General features: G+C 44.6%; 18 protein-coding genes. 7 read left to right on the top strand and 11 right to left on the bottom strand.

The features are described from left to right. Positions 1-47 precede the first annotated feature (47 nt). Positions 48-1,811, top strand: coding sequence for an AMP-dependent synthetase/ligase (locus G5B00_RS15000; protein WP_163877204.1), 1,764 nt, complete (start codon positions 48-50; stop codon positions 1,809-1,811). Beyond that, on the top strand, positions 1,795-2,811 hold the full coding sequence (locus G5B00_RS14995) for a YihY/virulence factor BrkB family protein (RefSeq protein WP_163877201.1): 1,017 nt from the start codon (positions 1,795-1,797) through the stop codon (positions 2,809-2,811). Before G5B00_RS15000 ends, G5B00_RS14995 begins: the two co-directional genes overlap by 17 nt. A 44-nt stretch (positions 2,812-2,855) precedes the next feature. Here the strand turns inward: G5B00_RS14995 and G5B00_RS14990 are convergent, their stop codons facing one another. The 3 genes from G5B00_RS14990 to G5B00_RS14980 form a co-directional block, all read right to left on the bottom strand. Next, on the bottom strand, positions 2,856-6,287 hold the full coding sequence (locus G5B00_RS14990) for a Ser-Thr-rich GPI-anchored membrane family protein (protein WP_163877198.1): 3,432 nt from the start codon (positions 6,285-6,287) through the stop codon (positions 2,856-2,858). A gap of 11 nt (positions 6,288-6,298) precedes the next feature. Next, a complete protein-coding gene (locus tag G5B00_RS14985) occupies positions 6,299-8,359 on the bottom strand; it encodes a hypothetical protein (protein ID WP_163877195.1) in 2,061 nt (686 codons plus the stop codon). A gap of 462 nt (positions 8,360-8,821) precedes the next feature. Next, on the bottom strand, positions 8,822-11,527 hold the full coding sequence (locus G5B00_RS14980; RefSeq protein WP_163877192.1) for a carboxypeptidase regulatory-like domain-containing protein: 2,706 nt from the start codon (positions 11,525-11,527) through the stop codon (positions 8,822-8,824). A 274-nt stretch (positions 11,528-11,801) separates the two neighbouring features. Between G5B00_RS14980 and G5B00_RS14975 the strand changes: the two genes are divergently transcribed. Together G5B00_RS14975 and G5B00_RS14970 are read left to right on the top strand one after the other, a co-directional pair. Next, positions 11,802-12,281, top strand: coding sequence for a BON domain-containing protein (locus G5B00_RS14975; RefSeq protein ID WP_163877189.1), 480 nt, complete (start codon positions 11,802-11,804; stop codon positions 12,279-12,281). A gap of 33 nt (positions 12,282-12,314) precedes the next feature. Continuing rightward, complete coding sequence (locus G5B00_RS14970) at positions 12,315-12,737, top strand: SH3 domain-containing protein (RefSeq protein ID WP_163877187.1); 423 nt, start codon at positions 12,315-12,317, stop codon at positions 12,735-12,737. Positions 12,738-12,937: 200 nt separating this feature from the next. Here the strand turns inward: G5B00_RS14970 and cls are convergent, their stop codons facing one another. Beyond that, a complete protein-coding gene (gene cls / locus G5B00_RS14965) occupies positions 12,938-14,419 on the bottom strand; it encodes a cardiolipin synthase (RefSeq protein WP_163877184.1) in 1,482 nt (493 codons plus the stop codon). Positions 14,420-14,582: 163 nt separating this feature from the next. Next, positions 14,583-14,864: an ATP-dependent Clp protease adaptor ClpS gene (locus G5B00_RS14960; RefSeq protein WP_163877181.1), complete on the bottom strand. Its 282-nt coding sequence runs from the start codon at positions 14,862-14,864 to the stop codon at positions 14,583-14,585. A gap of 76 nt (positions 14,865-14,940) precedes the next feature. Here G5B00_RS14960 and G5B00_RS14955 point away from each other — a divergent pair, with 76 nt between their 5' ends. From G5B00_RS14955 to G5B00_RS14945, 3 genes are all read left to right on the top strand, one after another. Beyond that, positions 14,941-15,987 (top strand): 3-oxoacyl-ACP synthase III family protein, encoded by a 1,047-nt coding sequence (locus G5B00_RS14955; RefSeq protein ID WP_163877178.1) that lies wholly within the window; start codon positions 14,941-14,943, stop codon positions 15,985-15,987. A 112-nt stretch (positions 15,988-16,099) separates the two neighbouring features. Continuing rightward, complete coding sequence (locus tag G5B00_RS14950; protein ID WP_163877175.1) at positions 16,100-16,957, top strand: methylated-DNA--[protein]-cysteine S-methyltransferase; 858 nt, start codon at positions 16,100-16,102, stop codon at positions 16,955-16,957. Further along, positions 16,944-17,546 (top strand): alpha-ketoglutarate-dependent dioxygenase AlkB family protein, encoded by a 603-nt coding sequence (locus G5B00_RS14945; protein WP_163877172.1) that lies wholly within the window; start codon positions 16,944-16,946, stop codon positions 17,544-17,546. Before G5B00_RS14950 ends, G5B00_RS14945 begins: the two co-directional genes overlap by 14 nt. Positions 17,547-17,661: 115 nt before the next feature. Here the strand turns inward: G5B00_RS14945 and G5B00_RS14940 are convergent, their stop codons facing one another. The 6 genes from G5B00_RS14940 to G5B00_RS14915 form a co-directional block, all read right to left on the bottom strand. After that, a complete protein-coding gene (locus G5B00_RS14940) occupies positions 17,662-19,233 on the bottom strand; it encodes an N-formylglutamate amidohydrolase (RefSeq protein WP_163877169.1) in 1,572 nt (523 codons plus the stop codon). A 258-nt stretch (positions 19,234-19,491) separates the two neighbouring features. Then, positions 19,492-19,818 carry a cupin domain-containing protein gene (locus G5B00_RS14935; RefSeq protein ID WP_163877166.1) on the bottom strand — a complete coding sequence of 109 codons (327 nt, stop codon included), beginning with the start codon at positions 19,816-19,818 and terminating at the stop codon, positions 19,492-19,494. 93 nt (positions 19,819-19,911) lie between these two features. Further along, positions 19,912-20,478 carry a hypothetical protein gene (locus G5B00_RS14930; RefSeq protein ID WP_163877163.1) on the bottom strand — a complete coding sequence of 189 codons (567 nt, stop codon included), beginning with the start codon at positions 20,476-20,478 and terminating at the stop codon, positions 19,912-19,914. A 129-nt stretch (positions 20,479-20,607) separates the two neighbouring features. Beyond that, complete coding sequence (locus tag G5B00_RS14925) at positions 20,608-21,351, bottom strand: Ig-like domain-containing protein (RefSeq protein WP_163877160.1); 744 nt, start codon at positions 21,349-21,351, stop codon at positions 20,608-20,610. A gap of 44 nt (positions 21,352-21,395) precedes the next feature. After that, positions 21,396-23,054 (bottom strand): hypothetical protein, encoded by a 1,659-nt coding sequence (locus G5B00_RS14920; protein WP_163877157.1) that lies wholly within the window; start codon positions 23,052-23,054, stop codon positions 21,396-21,398. A gap of 23 nt (positions 23,055-23,077) precedes the next feature. Next, a partial coding sequence (locus tag G5B00_RS14915) for a hypothetical protein (RefSeq protein WP_163877154.1) occupies positions 23,078-23,387 on the bottom strand: 310 nt, incomplete at its 5' end.

Here is a 23,387-nt window from a genome sequence, read left to right as displayed (position 1 = left end):
AAGCCGCACGGCCTGACATCATTTATAAACGATATAATCGCAGAGATATGGGGACAACACGCAGACTATTTGACTTATTAAAAGGTAAAGAGACTTCGTCGGCAGAAGTTTTATTGGCCAATAGGTCGGAAAATGACTGGAAAGAATATCAACGAGACGAGATCCTCGATATTGTGGACAATACCAGCAAAGGGCTTCTATCGCTAGGTCTTGTCAAAGGTGACCGTGTAGCCATCATGTCGGGCAACCGACCGGAGTGGAATTTTGCGGACTTCGCCTGCAATCAGCTTGGCATAGCTACTGTTCCTCTTTATCCTACCCTGTCCGAACAGGACCTGGCCTATATCCTGAACGATGCCGACATCAGATTAGCATTCGTCAGCAACCAGGAATTGACCGAAAAACTGGAAAAAGCCATACGGGAAAAAGAGCTGAACATCGATATCTATACTTTTGATCAGGTTGCAGGTCACAAAAATTTCCTGGAACTGTATGAAGCGGGCAAGCAACAGTCTGTCGATCTCCAACCTTACAACGAGGCCGTACATGAAGACGATCTCTTGACCTTGATCTATACTTCGGGGACTACCGGAAAACCAAAAGGTGTCTGTCTGACCCACAAGAATATCATCAGCAACGTAGATGCTTGCCGCCATCTATTGACAGAAGAATACCGTAAAGCATTGAGTTTTCTTCCGCTCTGCCATATTTTCGAGCGCATGGTCGTGTACCTCTACATTTCCGAAGGGCTACAGATCTACTATGCCGAAAATCTAGACAATATCGTCGCTGACATCAACGAAGTGAAACCGGATGTCTTCACGACCGTACCGCGTGTGCTCGAAAAAGTGTACGACAAGATCGTCGAAAAAGGAAAGGCATTGACCGGTATCAAAAAAGCCCTGTTCTTTTGGGCACTCAACCTCGGACACCAATTCAAGGAACCTCCGCTAAACAGTGGCTGGTATAACTTTAAACTGTCCATCGCCCGTAAGCTGATCTTCTCCAAATGGAAAGATGCATTGGGAGGCCATATAAAACTCATTATTTCGGGTGGCGCAGCCTTGCAGGAGCGTCTTGCGAGGATATTCTGGGCAGCAGACATCAAGGTACTAGAAGGCTATGGCCTGACAGAGACCTCGCCTGTCGTGGCTGTCAACTCCTGGGCAGAAACCGATGTCAAATTTGGCACAGTAGGTCGTGTGTTGGCAAACCTGAATGTCAAGATCGCCAATGATGGCGAAATCCTCGTCAAAGGGCCGTCCATCACGCCCGGATACTACAAGAATGAGGAAGCTACCAAAGAAACCATCGATAGCGAAGGCTATCTACATACCGGGGATATCGGCGAACTGACAACAGATGGTTTTTTACGGATTACAGACCGTAAAAAAGAAATGTTCAAGACTGCGGGAGGAAAATATGTGGCTCCTCAGGTATTGGAAAACAAACTGATGGAATCTACGCTGATTGGTCAGGTGATGGTACTGGGCGAAAACCAACGCTTTCCTTCGGCACTGATCGTGCCGGCTTTTGAAGAGCTGGAAAAATGGTGCAAGCACAAGGGGATACCATTCGGCGACAAGCAGGAAGCCGTCAAAAATGAACAGATCATCGCCAAATACCAACAGATAGTAGACAAGGCGAATGCCGACTTCGGACAGTGGGAAAAAATCAAGAAATTTGTGCTCTTACCCGCAGAATGGACAATAGACAATGGTGAATTGACTCCAAAATTGTCACTCAAAAGAAAAGTAATCCTTCAAAAGTATGCGGACATAATCACGGATATATATGCAGAACACCAATAGTACCACAGAACAGAAACAAGAAGAGACCGTCATCGATAAGCTAAAGGGGTTTGGCAAATTACTTCTGGACTCCGGCAATGCATTCATGGAAGACAACTGCATGAAACTCAGCGCATCTCTTGCTTACTACACCGTTTTTTCCATTGGCCCACTGATCATCATTATGATCTGGGCATTGGGTTTCTTCTACGGACTGCACCTTGAAGGTTCGGAAGATGCCCAAGTGCAGGTCTTTGAGGAACTGAACAGCATATTTGGCCCTGATACCACGAAATTGCTGCAAGATGCCATCCAAAAGATCTCTTTTGAAAACAGATCAAACATCGGGCTTATCATCGGTATATCCACATTGGTCATCACATCCACAACAATCTTTGTGGACATCCAAAATTCTATCAATACGATCTGGAAAGTAAAAGCCAAACCCAAAAAGGGTTGGCTGAAACTGATTATCAATCGGCTGATTTCATTTTCGATGATATTAGGACTGAGCTTCCTGTTGATGGCCTCCCTACTCATCAGTAGCCTCATCGGGGTATTCACCAAACGCATAGAATCGTTTTTGAGTGATTGGAACATTGAGCTCTGGGGATGGGTCAACACAGGAATTACTTTTGTCGTCATTGCCACCTTATTTGGTTTTATATTTTCCTTTTTGCCGGATGCAAAAGTTCGTTTTAGGGATATTCTGGGTGGATCGCTGTTTACCTCTCTACTCTTTATGCTTGGTAAATACGGGATTTCGCTCTATCTCTCCAACAATGCGACAGCTACGGCCTATGGAGCAGCCGGATCGATCATCATCCTGCTTGCCTGGGTGTACTACTCAGCAGCTATCTTATATTTCGGTGCAGAATTTACCAAAGAATATGCCATTAAATATGGTAAAGGCATTATGCCTGCTTCGTTTGCCGTCTTGGTCAAGCAGACCGAAATGGAAATCGATACGGAAACGGGCAAACGTGAAGTCGTCAAAAAGCATAACGACCCTATTCCATAATAATTGTGTAGAGACGCGATTGATCGCATCTCTACATATTATCCCTACAATCCCCTCACATCCCTGTCTATTGCGATATCCGGGTGGACTGTACCGATGATTCGTCCGACATGGATCTGTATTTGGCAAGGTTCACATTCCCGACCTCCACATATTGGAATGATTTTGATATTATAGATACCGTCTTGTACAAATTGGTAGGGGAAGCTATTGCCCATACCTATAGTCGTCTGGCTATCGCCAACTCGCTGCACCTCCCACCGATAGGTTGGCGTACAGCTTTCGGGTGTACATCCAAAGTTGGGTGCGGTCAGTACATAGGAACCCTTGTTCAACGTGGTCTTTTCACCGCATCGTGTGATGATGCCCATATTGATGTTGGCAGCTCTCTTCAATAGATTATCCCCTCTTTCGAACTGTATATGGCCATTATCAGCAGCTATGACCTGCGTGATCTTCACATCTCGGCTTAGCCACCTGCCGCAGTCACACCGTGGCTCACAACATGTTATCGTAAACCGTTTACTGCTGATCATACAATCTGATTTGGGATCTTTGATGACGATATACCACTGTTGATTGCCTTCACAAGGGAAGTCAGCAGGCAATGTATAAGTATAACTGTTGATGCCATTGCTCACCCCTGTCGCGATGACATGGTAATTGTTAGGATTGGCCGCATTGACCAGGTAAATCTCCACCCCACCCGAAGGGCTGCTTCCTGACCAGGTAAACGATATCGTCTGGCCTGGGCAGATACGCCCCGGACTCGTGAGTTCCAAACCAGCCAGATCGCAGGGTGGTTCAGTCGGTTCGGACGTGTAGCAAATGGTCTTCTCACAGACATTACAATTCACGTCCTTGACACGGACCTTGATACAGAAGGTCAGCTCAAATTCACAGCATGGGATATCCAAGATAGCCGGATGGGTAATCTCCAGTTCAATGGCATTTCCATTGATAACCGAAGGAGTTCCCAAGCCCCACGAGAGGCTTCCGGCAGGCATGAATCCATTGCTCAACAACAGGCCGCCTAGCGTATTAGCCGTTGTCGAAAGCTGACCAAATACACCCATATTGGCGGGTTTACAGTCCGGAGAACTGTATTCCACATGAAAATCGAGCATCGTCACATCTACTTCCTGTAGCGGTACTGCACCACCTGTGATATGCAAATAATATCTACCGTTCTGCTGTACCAATTGTGCTTCAAAACCTTGTACATCACAGCATTCTACACTACGCACACAGGCTGCAGGTTCGAGCTCTGTTCCCGAGAAAGAAGTGAGAAATTCATCGGTCGTCACCGAACGAGCCGTAGCAGATGCCGTGACATTACAGCATGTGGCACCCGACACCTTTTGCACAGGAATGGTGACGGTAATCGTACCACCCGGTGCCAACTGCTCTGTCGGGGACAAGGTGAGCTGTACATTACCTGTGATCGTATAAGGAACGGTATTGCCTAAAGGATTTTTGACCACAATATCACCGGTACGTTGTACACAGCCGGGCAATGCATCGGTCAGTGTGATATGGTGTAACCCGGTACTGCCTAGGTTATTTATTTCGATGATATAATTAAAGGTTTGCCCATTTTCTACATAATCCTGATCCGCTCTCTTGTTTACTTCCAGATAACCTTTATCGTCTATACTATACTGCACACTATGCTGTAGATCCGTATGACCGGGTGTAGACAACACTGCCGTATTGAGCTTATTGTTGCCATACATCTGTGGCAAGACCAGCGCGTCAAAAGTGATCTCTAACATCGTCGCACGTTGCAACAGACAGTTGCCTGGCATATTCGTGAGGTGAAATGTCGGATTTTGAAGATCTGACGTATTGGCTATGACCTGGAAAGGAACATTCGGCTCCGGAACGGTCTGATGATTACAGTTGGTCATCTCACCTGTCACGGAGACGTTGGTATAATACGCATATTGTACAGAAGACGGAATAATCTGAAGATTTTGATTCGGCGTATTCAAAGCATCACTGACAACACTGCTCAGCGGAGCTGCACCGGAATTGCCAACCTTGATCCGAAAACGTATCACATCACCTACCTGGTAAATGGGTGGTTGGCTACCGTTAGGTGGATTGACAATACATTTTCTGATATGAGGAATAGCACGGGGCTGCTCCACCTCAAAAGATACACTATCCGTTTTGTTGTGGATAGATGTATCGATCTCAGGACAGTTTACTCCCGGACAAGGGGTACCTGTGCCTCCCGAACCCGAAGAACTACTACCCTGACCGACAGCCTGGTATTGGACTGTAGCCGTATTGGTGATCGTAGATCCCGGTGTCGCCAGAGGATCAATGGTAAATGTGATCCTGATCGTTGTACTCTGTCCGGGTAGCAATACATTATTGCCAAAAGAAAAAGTATACGTATTTCCGGTCAGTGACCACGTCCATGATCCAGATGGCGAAAATAACGGTGGGTTGACCGGCTGTATGTGTACAGGAAGTACATCGGTGACGACAATATTGGTCCAGGGAACATTCCCATTGTTAGAAACCGTGATACTATATTGTCCCTGACAGCCCGGAGCGAGGTTTGCGGCGACTCCGGCCATCTGTTTTGTAAAGGAAAGATCAGCATTGGGACTGATCATAGGCGGTGACTGTGCCGTGACTGTTCCCTGCATACGGCCACACTCATTGGTCACGCTGCCTAGTACCAAATCGTAATCTACCGCATTGGTAATAGTCGACCCCTCCGGTACACAGTTTTGTACAATGAACTCCTTTTCTTTTAATCCATTATAATGCAGCGCATAATTGACCGTATGTATGCTTGGTGAAACCACAGGCAGTCCTGTACTCTCAGACACTGTCCCATGTATAGCATAGGTACCCAATCCACTGGGATTAGGGTTGTTGTGCCACAGATTCACCTTCCATAGTGATGTACCACAAGTCAGGTTGCCGGAGACAAACTCTTTCTCTACTGTCCAATAATTGCCTGCCCGGGCAATGACCTGTACCTGTTTATTACAGACTGTTACCTGTCCGTCACAATCCATTTCTACCCGCACATCCAATGTACCCACGGCACCATTACAAGTGACATATCCCGGAAATTTGAAATGCACATTAAAGAGCGGGTTATCATTGCTTGGAAACGGATTTACCGTCTCGTACACATTATTACCTACATGCTGAAACGGGTATGCCGAGCTGACAAATTCCAGATTGGAGCTTGCCGTAATGAACACCTTCGTCAAGCAGTTTGATGAGGAGGATCCCTGTAGATTGATGCGCAAAGGTATATTATTGCCGGTCAGTGCTTCCGTAGGAACACTCAGCGTCACGGTGCCTCCACTACCTAACTGACAAGTAGCCACCTGAGGGGTCTCATTCACCTGTATGGGTGCAAACTGTGCGGCACCTTGCTTGGTCGTCAGAAGCGCCAAGACCAATAGGCAACAGATTCGTATAGTTGATATCAAAAGTTTCATGATCGTAAGATTTATTGGTTGTCAAATTGGAAACACTTCGTGAATACACAGGACTTACAGCTGTTTTCATCATAGTACACGACCACCCGGAAGCAGACTTCGTAGTTCAGTCGGCAGCAGGAGGCATCAAATCCGGCCAATGGTCCGGGTAGCCCTACGACGATATTCAATGGAATATTGCCGGTCATCGCGCCATTACCCTGGTACTTGACGACCTTAGCTGCATTCCCATTGGCATTTGGATTAGCAGTACTATTCATAAACTGTAAGGCCGAGCTTGAATTGATCGTCGTACCGGGGCGCAATATCATACCCGATTCTTCCAATACAGATACACCTGGCGAACAAGGTGTCGGTTGCGCCGTATAATCGAATGATAGTACCTGTACTTCGACTGCATACAAGGGTTGATTAGCCACTAGATCTCCTGCAAACTGGAATTGATTGCCTTGTCCATTATAGGGTGATATCTGCATGTTTTGCATATCCATAGTCAGCTCATCGCATTCTTTACAGATACATTCGGGCAGGCTGTCCAACGCCAAAGCCACACCAGGCTGGCACAATATCGGGCTGGGATCCAGATCATCGCCCTGCAGGCCAAGGCCAATACTTGTTACCGACGGCGGCACCAATACTTCTACACAGTACTGTACAGAAGATAATGTACTACCGACCTGTGTCTGCAAAGTCGTGTTGGGAGCCACCAAGGTATAGCTCAACGGATTATAATTCTGGTCAAATAGATTAAGGCCGGAACCTGGCTGTGTATAGGTCAGATCACCGGATGAACTTTGGTATTCCGAATCAAAACATATTCTGTATTTTCTATTCTCGCCTTCATAACCCAGGCAGGTAATTGTATCATTTTTGATCTCAAACTGAATCTGGCAACTCCCCACCGAAAAGAACTGGGGTGTAGATACCAAACCGGTACCGACTTCTTTTACCTGCCAGCGGTACGTTCCGTCGGGCAATGTACCTTTGGTCATTTGTTCGATAGGGATGGACAACGTTTCGGAGGTCGCATGGTAGCTCTGTTGTGGACGCCCTTTGGCATCCACACGTTGCAACTCTACCACATACTTAGGGGTAGGAATTTTGCTTCCAAGGAGCTGCCAGCGGAGTTCTTTGGCAGGTTTTTCCTGGGAAAATCGCGTATTATTCTTTGGTAATATTGGTTTTATAAATCTTTGTTCATCTGGTTTTTTGTCCGATAGCGATTTTTTCCCGAACAAGGGATTGTCCCCTGTTTTTGCGCTTCCGGTATACATGGGTGATACCCCTTTTGTGGGTTTAGAACGTTTTGCTTTGCCCAATTGAAAGCTAAGCCCTAACTGTACCGCAGAGGTATTCCAGTTTTCTTTAGCCTCACGCTCGACAGACTTGGCTTCAATAAATGTTCCGATAGTCTCCCCATCAATGACGGTACCATCGGGAAAATTGATAGCCAGCTCCTTTACCTGCATGTTGGAGGTCATCAGACTACCCTCTGTCCAGAGGTGTATCCTATTCGAAAGCGGATACGCTATGCGCAAACGGGGAGAAACCATCCATGAGGATGATTTGACTTCTTCACGGGCATAGATCATTTTGCGAACAGGTTCTCCTGCACCTCTTGCGATCTCCTGCTCCAGACTATAATCTGCTTGGCTCCAATAGGACTGTCCGGCTTGTAAAATACCTGAAAACAGGAATCTCCCAGCCAGTATATCGACCTGTGGGCCTACTCGCCATCCATAGTTCCTTTGTCCGGATGAGCCGTTGCTACGTTCGAACAGCGTCGACGAAAACTCCGGATGTAATGCGAATCCTGTCTTTGCTATAGACGATGTAGATCCGTCATGGGCAAAGGCATAGTCTCCACCGATAGCCGGGCCCAAACTAAAATTTCCTTTCTTGAAAAACGGGTAATAGAAATTTAATTGTGTCCCATAAGCATTCGAAAGATGCTCTTTCTTCGCAGGAAATTGAAATCCTCCTCCTACTCCTAGGCTAGGCAACCCTTGTCCAAACAGACCGGGAAGCGGAAGTATAAAAAGGATACAGATAAGGTAAACGTACTGTTTCATAATCAAAGATGTTTTGGTGAACATCTTTATATCCACAGTATGGATGAATTGTTACCTATCGTATGAGAAAAAATTTCGAAGTTTACCGCTATGTATAGAGTGGATTGCAGGATGGGCGAAGTGTTCATTAAAACAACACTTCCTATAAAAATAGTAGAGACGCGATAAATCGCATCTCTACTTGCCTAATCAGGAAGGATACCGGGTAATCCCGGCATCAACGGTATATCTTGTTACTTTAATACGTACGGTTGAGTATATGCATTACCATCTTCTGAAATTGTAAGTGATTCATCTGCTATAACTTTTCCTCCCTGTTCGATTTTATAGTTGAGGTCAAAAGATCCAGAGACAGAGAAAGCCGCCACATTGATCTGAACCTGACTATAATTACCTACAGTTTCAAACGTATATGTTTTGCCTCCATTAAAATAAGCGTACGGATTCTTCTGGCATACTATGTTACTTGACGTTGTAATAAAACTCCTTACGCCCCAAGCGCCCCGTATCGTCCATTCCCTCCACGACAACCTTATATCTGCCATTGCCGTCCGCATTATAATAATCGAGCGTTACTTTTCCATTTTCATCCAACTGTACATCGGGATTCCAATAGATAGTCGTACGGTAATCATTGGTCGCCTTACTTTGTGACGTATCATACTTCGGCAGATAAAATTTTCGCTCTTTGATATACCCCAACGGGAAGATATCGATCACATTTGTTTTAGGGATCAATGCTTCGATCTGTGACAGCGTCATCCGTGGTCCTTTTGGTTTCTCTTTCTTGGTAATGATAGATACCACTCCGTCATTTTGATACATCCGACTGACTGTACCCAGATCATCCCGCAAAAAAATCTCTACAGCCTCTATTTCATGTGGTTGGACAGAATTGAGCATATTTTCGTCTATAGGCATACCATTCAGAAAAAACTGTACCGGCACGCGAGAACCTTGATTGTAATTTCGGGTCACATAATATTTCAACGTATTGTTGTCATAGGTGATACCCGTCAATAAAGTACTCAAACACATGGTCAATACGTTACAGCCGGAGAAGCGATCTCCTTCTATCCTATGCTCGGCCATGGACAGCCCTGACAGCGAAGAAAACTCCTTACTTGTCCGAGAAGTCTGTACCGTGCGCGAAACAACTACTTCATCAATCAATATCGACTTTCTATATTCATTTTTACTGTTTTCCAAATAAGGTGTCAACTGTTCATCAATGTTCAACACTTCATTGGCTGTATAGGGATTGCGCTCATCAATAGCCGGAAAGTAGGTTTGATCCAGATTGATGACCAGGCTTCTGTAGTTGTCATTCCCCCGGGCATTTATATTGACCTTTGAGGAGTCGGGAAACACCAGATTTTCAAACACAAACCTTCCATTCTGATCGGTGTACACGTCTTTGCGATACGCTCTCGAAGGAATAGACAGCAGCAACCCACCATTTGGAAACGGTCTGCCCGTATTCAATAGCAGTGTACCGGACAAGCTGATGCCCTGTTCGGGCAAATAACTCACTTTGGGAAGCTTTTCGGCAATCAAATCAGCATAGTCAAAACGTCTGAAACCTTGGGTCATCATCAACGCATCCAATGCTTCCTGCCTATTTTCGACCTTAGGATCGAAGTAATAAGCGGGTTTCTCCACAAAACCTTTGAGGTCGGAAGTCAACAGCAGACTGCTGATGATCGTGTTCTCTTGATGTGGATCATAGGGGACCTTTGCTTCATCGATCACAGAAACCGACAACGTACTGAAATTCTTTTGTGCAGTCAGATTACTGATATCCAACTTTACCTGCTCCTTGCGGGCGTAGTTTGCTTTATCGGTCTTGACATCCAATTGCAGGTATTCGGCCGAGGAGTTGAATACCAAGCGCTCACTCAGGGGCTGGCCTTGTGCACTCATCAACGTAAACTGCATGATACCATTCGGAATATTGGTCTTGGGTACATTGATCGTCACGGAAGCATTTTTCATCGTCGCCTGTGCACCGTAGATCAAATGCCCATTTAGCTGTCCGAAAATATAAAAGGGTGTATTCTGTACCTTGGAAAAATAGGCCTCATTGGCCAGAATGGACAATTGCACATGATCATCTGTTTGTTGACCCAGAACCAAATTGATCCCCTCGGCTTTGACTTCGGGAAAGTCGACGGTTTTTTCTTGTCCGTTTGGAAATGTGACAACGGCCTTATATGTTTGACCAGCTTGTGGCAGCAACGTGAAATAACCCATACCCAATCCCAGATCCGTAAACTCGGCTACTGTATTTTTCTTGCCATCTATAACCTTTCCTTTCACGGCCAATCCCTTTCCATCTTGTCCTATAGCTTTGAAAGCCACTTTCTTTTCCAGACCGGCAAGGAGATCGCCTCCTTCCGGAAAAAACTGTACATCAGCTTCCCAAATAGCATCCTTCAACGGAAAGTCGCCGACCAAACTGCTTTCGCCTTCCAATTTGACGATCAATCGTCCTTTTTTCAGCAGATCCTTATTTTTGGTTGAAAACGTAATGTTGGCTCTTCCCATATCATCGGTTTCGCCCCGCCCCTTATCAAAAGGATCCCAACCATCGATAGCTTCCCATGTCAATTTACGTTTACCCAGCAGAGCACCCTTGCCGTCCCTAAATTGTACAGTAGCTTTGGTCTTGTTGCCATCGGGTACATAGACAATATTTGTTCCTAATTTTTTGTTGATAGCATCCCCTACGGTGACGATCTTGTTATAAAAATAAGCCGGATCAAAGTTCATCATCCACTTCGTATATCCTCTAAAACGGTAGTTGTCCTGTTTGACAATCTGCGGATCCAGCACAAAATAACCATTACCCACACCCTTTTCCAGCGGAATCTTAATGGTCTGGATCAACGAATCCCGGCCATTGATAATATCTACATAGCCTATTTTACTGGGCAAATATTCCAATTGATTGTGGTATAGGTACATTTTGAACCAAAGGGTGTCTCCCACTGCATAATAAGGTTTGTCAAAATGCAGGTGCACTTTCTCTACAGGATACACGCTCAAGAATTTTTGGACACGTTCGACAACGGTGTTGATAGGTATAGCAGGTAAATCTTGAGCTTTCGCCAGAGATTGGACACTCAAAAACAGGACGAGGAACAGAATGAATTTATTTTTTATCATCAATGTACAGGGTTAAACAAAATGCCTATTCTCAAAAGTAAAAATTAAAATAGGAAAAATCAACAACTATATGGAGCGCGATTATCCTTCGCTGGCGCACGAATCCTTTCGTGTGCCAAAAATAACGAGCATACGAAAGGATTCGTGCGCTAGCATTGCATATCTAGCACCAAGTAGCCATATCACTACTTTTTCAGTTATTTCGAAAACAATGTAGCCATTTGATTGTCTATATATCGTATTCTTGTATTATACATTTAAAAAAATAACAACTATGAATCTAAAACAAGCATTTTCGATACTTGTCGTATCAAGTTTCATTGCATTCGGTGCAGTATCCTGCAAGTCAAAAGTTTCGGATACTGATCTCAAAGCCCAAGTCGAGTCGGTGGTCAGCAGTAACCCGAATGTCACGGTAGATGTCAAGGATGGTGTAGTCACGCTATCTGGAATTGTCAATACGGAAGAGGAAAGACAGGCTTTGGAAGCTTCGGCCAAAACGACCAAAGGCATCAAGTCTGTCGTCAACAATATCACGGTGCAGCCCCCGATAGAGATCAACACAGACGATGCTGATCTCAGTGCCAAAGTCATCGATGCTACAAAAGACTTCCCTACGGTATCTGTCAGTGTGAAAGATGGGATCATCACCGTAACAGGCTCTGTAGAGCAGACTCGTGTACAAGTATTGAAACAATCATTGGATGCCCTGAATCCTAAAAAGGTTGACATGTCCGCATTGACCGTTAAATAATTGAGTGTACTTTAACATCCATAATCAAATATCATGGCACTACTAGATAAATATAAAGTATTGATAGATACAGCCAGAGCTTCAGGGATAGAAGACCTGCAAATAGCCGAACAAGAAGGTGTACTCCACGTAAGGGGCACTGCTCCCAATGCTGATGTGAAAAACAAACTTTGGGATATCTACAACCAGATAGACCCCAATTTCCTGTCTGGCGATGTGGTTATGAACGTTGATGTATCCACTGCGGTGGCAGGTAGTCAGGCACGTGTCATTACCCAGACTTCGAATCTTAATATTCGTAAGGGACCAGGTACTGATCAGCCTATTGTGGGCAAAGCTGCCAAAGACGAGATCATCACCCTCATCAGCAAGGCGAACGACCAATGGTGGCTGGTACGAACCAAAGATGGAGAAGAAGGGTACTGCTATGCGCAATACCTCGAGCCTATTGGCTGATAGATAATTTCTAAAAGCTAAACATCATCGTCATCGTGAAGCGATCTGATGATGTCCATAATGAGGCTGTCTCAAAAGCAGTAGCTGCCGTTATTTTGTCATTCCGACGATAGGAGGAATCTATTTCCAAAGGTATTCAAAACCGTTTTAGATCCTTCCTATCGTCAGGATGACAGACTTTTTGGATCCTCTATTTTTTCTCACAGCAAAGGTGCCAATAGCCTGCACAAAGAATCCAAACCTCTCTTCCAACGTGATCTTTTCTTCCATTCGTTGAGTGTAAAGTGATGGCTATACAGCTTATCCTCTTCAAACTGATTACCCAATTGCCCACACAATTGTGCATCCGATATCACCGCAGCTATTTCGTAATTGATATAAAAACTCCGAATATCCAAATTCACTGTGCCAATGAAGGCTAGCTTGTTGTCCACATTAACGGTCTTGGCATGCAAAAAACCTTTTTTGTAAAGATAAACCTTCACTCCTCTCTCCAGCAGAGGTTTCAAATAGGAAAAAGAAGCAAAGTGTACCAGATTAGAATCGGATTTTTCGGGTATCATCAACTCTACCTCTACCCCTGCTGCCGCCGCGATGATCAATGCCCGCTCCAATTCTTCGCCAGGAATATAGTAGGGCGTACAAAGCTGTATCTTGGTATTAGCTTCTCCTATGGCAATCAACAAGGCTTCCATATTGAATGGTCCCACAGATGCAGGGTCACTGGCTACAAACCCTACACTGGCTTTGCCTTTTTTTCGTTCTTCCTCATCCTGGATGACCTTGAGATAACCTTGTTCTAAAAGGAAAGGTTCTCCGTCCGTTTGGTTCCACGAATTCCAAAAACCGATCTGCAACATGTTGATGGACATCCCTTCTATACGTACCGAAGTATCCCGCCAATACACCTTGTCCGTCGAATCATCCGCGTTGATATACCGATCAGATATATTGATCCCCCCTATATAACCTATAGAGGCATCGATGACTGTCACTTTTCGATGGTTTCGGTAATTTGAATTGGCCAGAGAAGTAAAGGTGACCGGCAAAAAAGGTTGAAACAAGATTTTTGTATCTTTATTCTTTCGCATGTATTTAACCAGATCGGGAGAACCAAAACTATCAACAATCAACCGCACAGCTACCCCTTCATTGGCTTTCTGCTCCAATAATTCGAGAATCTCTCGCCCGATATTATCCACTTCGAATATATAGTATTCCATGTGAATGGAATGGCGGGCATGGGACAAGTCATTTTTCAGATACTCAAATTTTTCTTCTCCATTTATCAACAACCTGACCCCGTTGTCCAGGGTGGGAGAAGAAAGGCGTTCGTTTTTCATCAGGCGGAAGACTCTGGAGAGATCACCAATCTCGGCATGGATATCACGAATAAAGGACTCCATAGTCGGTTCGAGTCTTTTCCACTGATATTGCAACCGAAGGGCTTGCTGCCTATTGATCTTTTTGATCTTTTGGACTTTGACAAATTTCTGTCCAAAAAAATAATACAGGATCAGCCCAATAAATGGAATAAAGATAATGACCAGTATCCACGCAATCGTTTTGGTCGGATTTCTATTCTCGATCAGTATAGCCCCGATCAAACCAATGTAGAGTATCAACAACGGAACCCAATACCAGTTTAGCGCAAAATGTATAAAAGATTCGAGTGCCTGCATATTTCTAGTACAGTTAGAAATAGTAAATATAATAAAATAGTGCTAATCTACTATCCGTAGTGTTGAGCAGAGCGCACTACGGATCAATCATGAAAGGGTAGTCTGAAACTACCCAACAAATCTACTCCGTAGAGACCCTGTAGGGGCAAAAAATCTTTTGCCCCTACTCTACAGAAACCGTCAGCCCTTCGGCTTTCAATATCTTGCGATATACTTCCATTTCCGTATAGCTGCCTTCCAACACGGCACACTTGCCTTCATTGTGCACGGTCCAGGCTATACGTTCGGCTTCCTTCTCACTGTATTGAAGATGGTGTATCAAGCAGTAGATGACATGGTCAAATGTGTTGGTATCATCGTTCCAGAGTATAAGCCTATGGCTTTCTTTGATCGAGGCCAATATCTCTTCCAATGTAAAGGTTTCCTGTGCGGTTTCGACACTCATGTCACAAAAATACTGTATTTTTCAAAAAAAGCGTAATTTTACACCAATTTGATTACTGCTAAATAAACCATTTGATATGTTCCAATCCAGAATTGCAGGTGTAGGTTATTATGTACCCAAAAACATCTATACAAACAATGATTTGACCCGTTTTATGGATACCAGCGATGAGTGGATCCAGGAACGTACAGGTATACAGGAGCGCCGCTATGCTGATCGCATCGGCGAAACTACGACCACTATGGGTGTCCAAGCGGCCAAAATAGCCATTGACAGAGCAGGAATCACACCTCAAGACGTGGACTTCATCATTTTTGCGACCTTGTCTCCCGATTATTATTTTCCGGGTTGTGGAGTATTGCTACAACGGGAAATGGGTATGAACGAAGTCGGTGCACTGGACGTTCGCAACCAATGTTCGGGCTTTGTATATGCATTATCCATTGCCGACCAATTTGTCAAAACAGGTATGTACAAAAACATTCTGGTCGTGGGATCGGAAAAACATTCATTTGCCCTGGACTACTCCACCCGAGGCCGGGCGGTAAGTGTCATCTTCGGCGATGGAGCAGGAGCTGTGGTCGTACAGCCTACGCAAGAGCAAGGCAAAGGCATCCTCAGCACACATCTGCATTCGGATGGCAGTGAAGCTGAAAAACTGGCCATGTACTATCCCGGAACTTCGGGCGGAATCTGGCTCGACAGCCAACCCAATTGGCCAGAGCAGGAACTCGGGGGGATGCTGATGACCAAAGAGATGCTCGACGATGGCACAGCTTTCCCCTATATGGACGGACAGGCCGTCTTCAAAAAAGCAGTAGTCAAATTTCCCGAGGTTATCGTCGAGGCCTTGGCCAAAAACAGCCTTACTCCTGCTGATATAGACCTGCTGATCCCACATCAAGCCAACCTACGTATAGCCCAATTTGTCCAAAAAACGCTGAAACTGCGTGACGATCAAGTATTCAACAATATCCAAAAATATGGAAATACTACCGCAGCCTCCGTACCCATTGCCTTGAGCGAAGCGTGGGAAGCCGGAAAGATCAAAGATGGTGACCTGATTTGTCTGGCTGCCTTTGGCGCCGGCTTTACCTGGGGATCGGCGCTGATTCGGTGGTAGAGTGAAGAATTGAGAATTGAAAGTGGAGAGTTGACAGTTTCTGACTACTGATCACTGAAAAAAACAGCAAGTTTCGGATTTTTTATTTGCTTAGCAATTCCGAAATTTGGATATGGACAATATACAGCAAGAGATCAATTATCGGCGCATCGAAAAAGCAATCTATTTTATCCTCCAGCGGGTCAGAGAACGCCCCAGTCTGGAAGAGATCGCTGAACACGTGCACCTCAGTCCTTTTCATTTCCAACGCCTCTTTACGGCTTGGGCAGGTACAAGTCCGAAGAAATTCATGCAGTACCTACAGGTATCCTACGCAAAACAACTATTGAAGGACAAACAAAAGACCCTGTTTGATACCCATTTGGATCTCGGCATCAGCAGTACGAGCAGGCTCCATCATCTCTTTGTAGAGATAGAAGGTATGACTCCTGCCGAGTACAAACAAGGTGGACAAAACCTTACGATAGCTTACTATTTCTATGATACACCTTTCGGCACCTGCCTGATCGGTTCAACGGACAAAGGTATCTGCTGGATATCATTTGCCAACGACAAGGAACAAGCTATCGCGGCTTTGAAAAAAAGTTTTCCAAAAGCGACATACATCGAGGGGCAACAACAGATACACCAGGATGCCTTGGCTATTTTTTCGCAAAGCGAGGATCTTCCCCAACTCAAACTTCATCTGCGAGGCACACCGTTCCAATTGAAAGTGTGGGAAGCCCTGCTCCGTATCCCTAAAGGGCAACTGCGTACCTACGGCCAATTGGCGCAAGACATAGCACACCCTAAGGCCAGTAGAGCCGTAGGTACAGCCATAGGCAGCAATCCCATTGCCTTCGTCATCCCTTGCCACCGCGTCATTCAATCTTCCGGTACGTTTGGGGGATATATGTGGAATCCTGTACGAAAAGCCGCTATGATCGGTTGGGAACAAGCACAAACCAATATACAAGATGAAACTATTTGACCCGATCCTGCCCACAACAAACCTGCTTCCCTACGATGGGGTAACCCACTACTATGGGGTCGTCTGCCCCGATCCCGACCGGTATTATAGGGCATTACTATCGGGATTAGACTGGAAAAATGACGAGGCTATCATCTTTGGCAAGTACATACAGACCAAAAGAAAAGTGGCTTGGTATGGGGACTCGGCATTCAGCTACACCTATTCGGGTATTCAGAAGACGGCCTTGCCATGGACGACAGCATTATTGGAACTGAAAACATTGTGCGAAAAAATTTCGGGAGAAACGTACAATTCCTGTCTGGCCAATCTATACCACGACGGAAAGGAAGGAATGGCCTGGCATAGCGATGGCGAGAAGGATCTCCAACCGAATGGAGCCATAGCTTCGTTGACACTCGGCGCCGAGCGAAAATTCTCTTTCAAACATAAAGTCCGTAAGGAGAAAATTGACATCGTACTGGAGAATGGTAGCCTCCTGGTCATGAAAGGCACGACGCAAACGCACTGGCTACACCGACTACCACCTACGTCAAAAGTCACCACACCCCGTATCAATCTTACGTTTAGGAAGATAGTGAATAGCTAATCCCAAATGTTTTTGAGCCCTTGAACGGGTGGATCCATCCTATTTACGTATGGGATCTACTATAACTTCTCCAATAGTCACCATGTCTTCCTCCAAAGTTAATCGTGTCGGCATTCTATTTAAGGTTACTTTTCACCAATATTTCCACCACTTCTCGTCCGTTAGCACTCCCCGGAGTTATATTGATCACTTTTATGGCAGCATACAGGTTACGTCCTGGAGCACTCGATTTGAAGTAAACGATATCTCCAGGAGCCAAGTGTCTGATACGAGTACTCGGGCCATGATTAGCTAAGGTATAACCAGGTCGATTAGGCACCGTAGCGACTGCATCCTCGTATGCTTCTATCAATAGTCTCCTGCTTACCAAATTATTAAATTTATTTTGCTCAGCCGTGTTAGGGGATTCTATACGTACAAATGTACCTGAGTTTCGATCATTCCAATTCACAATACGGCTAGAGCTTCCCCAGGCCGTCACTGCCCCGTTCGATGGTGTCATAAAATTGACAAATCCCGAGCCTGACCAAAGATTGAGCATGTCTATACTCGCTTGATTATTGTCCGCAGATGCAGGGTTGTGGCGTTCAATGGCTGCCAGATCAACATGATAGGTATCCCCTTCAGGACCAAGTGATGACCACCCTCCTATTTTAATTTGTTTCGTGTTTAACACATCGGCACTCTGCAGGTCTTGGGTATAATCCATGTAGTACATCATATCCTCGGAAAAGACCTTAGCAAAAGCCTTGCGATTGGCATCTGTATCTCTAAGACCTACCCTGTGGCATTCTATCTGCCATCCATATACGTTGGGATATGCTGTAGTAGAAGTGTAATGACTCGTGATATATCCTCCAGAAAAAAAGGATTCTCCCGATTGTGGATGAGGGTCTTGTAGACTCGGTACGGAATGTACCCCGGCATTTTCCATTAAGGTACCAAAGGCCGGCACGTCCATAATCATGTCTTTGAAATTTAAATCAGGACGCAGGACAAATAAATTGGATATGCTCGATTTATTCTGTAAGGTGCTTAGATTGATGTTATTGTAGATATTTGTTAAGTTGGTCGTAGTCAAATTATATCCTAGCTCTAATCTGAGGTTGGTATGTCCATGCCCATGCAGATCAATGAGTACTGCTCTGCCGTGTTGGTTTACTGCTGCTTGAAGCGCCTCATCGATACGGTCATGGTACCATTCCCATGCCACCATACCCATTGGATCTTGACAGGTGCCCTCTTCTTTTTCCCGGTTGTGGTCTACTTCCTTTCGTGATAGGTGACTGATAATCATATAGGGACGTACTCCATACTTGCTGATGAATTCGGCCTCGATATCCCTAGCCAAAGCAATAGTGTTGGCATCGGTTACCGTAGTAGAACCCGGACAAGTTCTATCGGCAATCAAATTTGTTTGCAGGTTGCCGCCGTGGGGGACGCTGATCACCAAAGGGATATCGCCCACTCTGTATTCGGCCCATCCATGTTCGTCGAAGATGACATCTCCGGATTGGGTTGATAATATAGCACTGGTTTTGAGTTCTGCTGTAGACAGCGTCTCATCTGTGGAGAGAAGTTCCGATTGTATCTGCGTCTTGTTGCAAGCGGTAAAGGAGAGAGAAAAAAGGAAAAGGCAGAAACACATTTTCCTCCATAGGGCTGAGGGATAATGATGTGATGACATAAGCAGTGATTTTTGTGAAAGCTTAAAATTCAGATTTATATTATACTCTATAAAGCTAACCACTAAAAACCATTAATCAAAAGACTATTCAATCTTTTGACCATTATTCCGAAAAAATAATGATGCGATTCTTCCTCTTCGGTCAGGGTGGCAATTGTCCGTACAGTACCTGGAAACCTGGGATAGAATTGACGATATAAGTGAATATTGTTGTTGCCAAGCCCTCCAAGAGTGTTGAACCCTTGGAGAGCCGATACCCTATCCCCTGATCATTGTCAGCAACATCTTGAATGCCGTCGTTGCATGCACGGCGTGCGGAATATTGGCAGGTAGGATGATCATTTCTCCTGCTTGTACCTGATGAGGTTCTCCGGCGATATGGATTTCGGCCGTACCGTCGACGACTTGGATCACTGCATCAAAGGGAGCCGAATGTTCGCTCAATTGCTGTCCTTCGGCAAAGGCAAACAGGGTAATGTTGCCAGCTTTATTTTTGGTAATTTGTTGACTTACTACACTGTTCGCCACATAGCTGATCTCTTCTTTGGGAGCGAAGACCGTTGCTCTCTCTGTAATCGTACTCATGTCTCTTCTTTTTTATAAATTTATGGGTTAATTTTCGTTAATAATATGATCCGACGCATCTATTCATCTTTATTTCTTTATCGACGAGCAGGATCATTGTTTGCTCTTTGTATATATCAATATCTGTATAGGCAAAGGAACACCGGGTGTCACGTCCAAATCGTATCGCCAAGCCGTCTGGCCATCTTTTTCGATTTCGGCATAGCTGCCCTTGATCGAAGCCTGGTCGGAGGACAAGCCTCCTTCGGATCCCTCAGGCAATTGGATACCATCCGGTATATCCTCTGGGTCGATTTCTTCACCATTGGGTGGTTCGGCCTTGAATGTACCTTTGTTACCTTCAAGCAACACCGTATTATTTGGCCCTGCTTTTACGGCCATTGTGATATCAACAGTCATTTCGAATGGCATGGATTCTGCCTGGAATTTTTCAAAGTGTAAGCGTAAACGACCATTACCCACGTTTTCGAAATATACGGTATGCTCGCCACTGGTCATAGGATTCGTGCCCATAAATGCAGGGGTAATCTGTGCTGTAAACGTGCCTGCCAATCCATGCTTTTCAATCAACGATTGGCCGTCTTCTTCCTTGTCTTTCGTACAGGACAGGATGGTTATGAAAAGTAATATGCAATATCTGTAAAGGTTTTTATGTTTCATATATTCTTTTGTTCTTTATTGGATTTGGGCAAAAGATCTTTTGCCCCTACGTAAAAATTACCTGTTTTTGGGCAACCACAAGGGATTGCCCCTACGTAAATTTCCAAATTCCACCATTTTCAAATTACCTTATTCCTTTGTCATACTCAATAGAAATAATCCATCTGCAATATTGGCCAATAAGGTCAACCGATCGGCATCCAGGTATTGAATTTTAGCATTGTGTATCTGCATAGGCCCCAAAGGGATGACCGTATTGATCGTGATCACGCCATCTTCATCCATCTCCCAGGTTCCTGACGTGTGGGTGAACTGCAAGGGGTTGGTTACCTCAAAATGGAATACACCATCGGCCTTGAAGTCAAGGTATTTCTGTGCCACCGTGGCAAACATATCGTATGGTGGCGTAGGATTGCTTTGTTTGATAATGACACGCGATACCGTCTGATCGGACTTCCAACGGTGTGCCTGTATCAGCACTTTTGCCGCTACCAGATCGCCACTGTAAGCCGATTTGGCAGCTATATTAGGCATTTTGACCTTCTCCGAAGTCTTGTCTCCTTTGCTCGCAAAAGCAACCAACTGCTGCTCGTACTCCACCAACTGGTCTACTGTCACGCTGAAATTGCCCGAAGCATCCGGCTTGATGGTACGCAGTACCTGTCCATTCGTACCGACATATTGAAAGGTGACTTCACTGCCCACATCTCCCTTACCTGTAATAGTGGCTTTGTCATTTGCCGTACTCACCTGGATAGACGACGGCGCATTGACCGTGTTATTATTGAGTGTATCAGGATCGTCTTTGGAGCAGGAGCTGAAAGCAATCACAGCAAAAACTGTGAGGAGTAATAGTATGTATTTTATTTTCATTTGTTTTTATGATGGCTTACTATTAATGTCTTTGTGCATCTTTATCAATAATTGATGTATTCTACATATTTATCAAACCAAGCCGGTTCGTTTACAATGGTACTACCGGGCGTTAGGTTAATAGGTTTCCGACCTATATTCACTCCTGACAATGCACTTTCCTGTAAATTTGGTGGCAGGATCAATGTTACTGGAATATTGGTTAGCTCAGGGAAAAAAACTTTGTTTGTAGATCCTAATGAAAGACTTAAATACTGCAAATTAGTCAAATGGCTAAGATCAAGCTCAGGTGTTCTCGCACCGATGTTAATACGCTCTATACCTACCGGTAGTTTCACTACACCATTTTGCATCTCATTTATAGTCAACTCTTTAAGATTGGGTTGAACCGACAGATCCAATGTTCCACTCTTGATAGTACCTCCAAATTTTATAGACTGTACGGATGAAGGAAATCTCATATCCTCTACATTTATCAGGTAATAACCGGCTGTGCCTGTTTCGAACCGTTTTAGCCCCTCGGGCATCTTCAACTTGTTTCCATACCATTCTAGCCATGTACCTGAAGTATAGTCATTATTTGTGTTAAAAAAACAATTTAAGTCCTCCAGCTGCGTCAAATGTGAAATGTCAGTTTCCTCCACATGACCGTTATTATAGCGGTAGGTCAATTTTTTGAGTTGGTGGGGATAGTTAGCCGCAAAGGGGTAATTATACACTGTAAGCTCCTCTATACTTATGGGGAATATAGGCTGCTCTTTTAAGCCGGCTGCATTTAGACTAAGTTTTTTCAACCCTTCATTGAACTTTATTTTTTCTACCCCTAAACCATTTGTGAATGTCTTTATATTAGCTTCACTCATATCAAGAGAACTGACACCTGCCAAATTCAGAATCAACGCATCGGTAGCTTGTGATGTTAAGACCAGATCTTTTGCTTCTGAAACACCAGCAATACGAATATCATTGGCAGTAATAGCATTTATCTCTTGGGACTTGTTGACAATAGCATCCGTTAAACTAACATTTTTAATTTTGGTTACAAGGAATTTCAAATTAGCTAAATCTACATATTGTATGTTTACTGTTTCCAATTTATCGTTTTGAGAGAAATCAAACTCCAAAGGCCGGGGAGCAAGCTCTACTTCTGGATAAAACTGGGCAAAATAGTAGGGTTCAAAAGTCCAGTGAAAAGCTTTCAGTTCGGGTAAGCTATTCAGGTCTTTGATACCTGTTGCCAAAGAGTTTCCTATATCCACGGTCTCTACATTAGGAAAATTCTTAAAGCCGTGGAGTACGCCTATCTCATTGACTACCGCCTTTTGGTACAGATTGCTTATAAGTAGCCTTTTGGTTTCGAAGCGGTTATCTATATTAGGCGGAAAAAAGAAAATAGTATCTCCATTGGGTTTTGCATAATATAGCGCTTCGTTGAATGCCCGATCCCGGTACTCGGTCAGCAGGGCAATAACCCTTTCCCTCACTACAGGATCTTTGATACGGTCTATGGTGTTGCCCAATTGGTCAAATCTGTATTTTTTGATCAGTTGAACGGCACGTTCTTCCATGTATTGTTGGAATTGGACGGAGTTTTCATCCAGTTCCAAGGGATCGTTGATGGTGATCAGCTCTTCTTTGGTGCAGGCCTGAAAGGACGATAGCGCCAAGAGGCTTATGATGCCGACAGTAAATATTTTTTTCATCTCAGTGTTATTTCTTTATTGTTTTAAAACAGGTCTTTAATATTGATGCCTTTGCTTTGGTCAAATGTCGATTGCTGTAGAAATGCATAGCATGTTTCGGTCTTGGTCGTCACACGCATCCAATAGCCCTTTTCTGATTTTTCGACGATCTCCAGACTATACAATTGTTTGGCTCGTGTGCGGATAGGCGTCTTATTTTCGTCATAGCCCAACAGGGTAAGATTGGTCGAATGAGGAGCAAATCCAAACAGCAACTCTCCATAGGAAAAGAAGACTTCTATGTATGCCCCATGGGACAGAAGATGGACTTTGCCGGTAAGGGTAAGCGGGAGA

It is taken from the genome of Parapedobacter sp. SGR-10, assembly GCF_011030405.1.
GTDB lineage: Bacteria > Bacteroidota > Bacteroidia > Sphingobacteriales > Sphingobacteriaceae > Sphingobacterium.
Note: the sequence above shows the minus strand (reverse complement) of the source record. Positions and strands in the feature narration are given on the sequence as shown.

Bases quoted from the DNA above. Each gene is read 5' to 3' on its own strand.
- G5B00_RS14925 (WP_163877160.1), bottom strand. From the start codon at position 21,351: ATGAAAATAAAATACATACTATTACTCCTCACAGTTTTTGCTGTGATT.
- G5B00_RS14975 (WP_163877189.1), top strand. From the start codon at position 11,802: ATGAATCTAAAACAAGCATTTTCGATACTTGTCGTATCAAGTTTCATT.
- G5B00_RS14930 (WP_163877163.1), bottom strand. From the start codon at position 20,478: ATGAAACATAAAAACCTTTACAGATATTGCATATTACTTTTCATAACC.
- G5B00_RS14935 (WP_163877166.1), bottom strand. From the start codon at position 19,818: ATGAGTACGATTACAGAGAGAGCAACGGTCTTCGCTCCCAAAGAAGAG.
- cls (WP_163877184.1), bottom strand. From the start codon at position 14,419: ATGCAGGCACTCGAATCTTTTATACATTTTGCGCTAAACTGGTATTGG.
- G5B00_RS14990 (WP_163877198.1), bottom strand. From the start codon at position 6,287: ATGAAACTTTTGATATCAACTATACGAATCTGTTGCCTATTGGTCTTG.
- G5B00_RS15000 (WP_163877204.1), top strand. From the start codon at position 48: ATGGGGACAACACGCAGACTATTTGACTTATTAAAAGGTAAAGAGACT.
- G5B00_RS14945 (WP_163877172.1), top strand. From the start codon at position 16,944: ATGAAACTATTTGACCCGATCCTGCCCACAACAAACCTGCTTCCCTAC.
- G5B00_RS14960 (WP_163877181.1), bottom strand. From the start codon at position 14,864: ATGAGTGTCGAAACCGCACAGGAAACCTTTACATTGGAAGAGATATTG.
- G5B00_RS14995 (WP_163877201.1), top strand. From the start codon at position 1,795: ATGCAGAACACCAATAGTACCACAGAACAGAAACAAGAAGAGACCGTC.
- G5B00_RS14970 (WP_163877187.1), top strand. From the start codon at position 12,315: ATGGCACTACTAGATAAATATAAAGTATTGATAGATACAGCCAGAGCT.
- G5B00_RS14980 (WP_163877192.1), bottom strand. From the start codon at position 11,527: ATGATAAAAAATAAATTCATTCTGTTCCTCGTCCTGTTTTTGAGTGTC.
- G5B00_RS14940 (WP_163877169.1), bottom strand. From the start codon at position 19,233: ATGTCATCACATCATTATCCCTCAGCCCTATGGAGGAAAATGTGTTTC.
- G5B00_RS14950 (WP_163877175.1), top strand. From the start codon at position 16,100: ATGGACAATATACAGCAAGAGATCAATTATCGGCGCATCGAAAAAGCA.
- G5B00_RS14985 (WP_163877195.1), bottom strand. From the start codon at position 8,359: ATGAAACAGTACGTTTACCTTATCTGTATCCTTTTTATACTTCCGCTT.
- G5B00_RS14955 (WP_163877178.1), top strand. From the start codon at position 14,941: ATGTTCCAATCCAGAATTGCAGGTGTAGGTTATTATGTACCCAAAAAC.
- G5B00_RS14920 (WP_163877157.1), bottom strand. From the start codon at position 23,054: ATGAAAAAAATATTTACTGTCGGCATCATAAGCCTCTTGGCGCTATCG.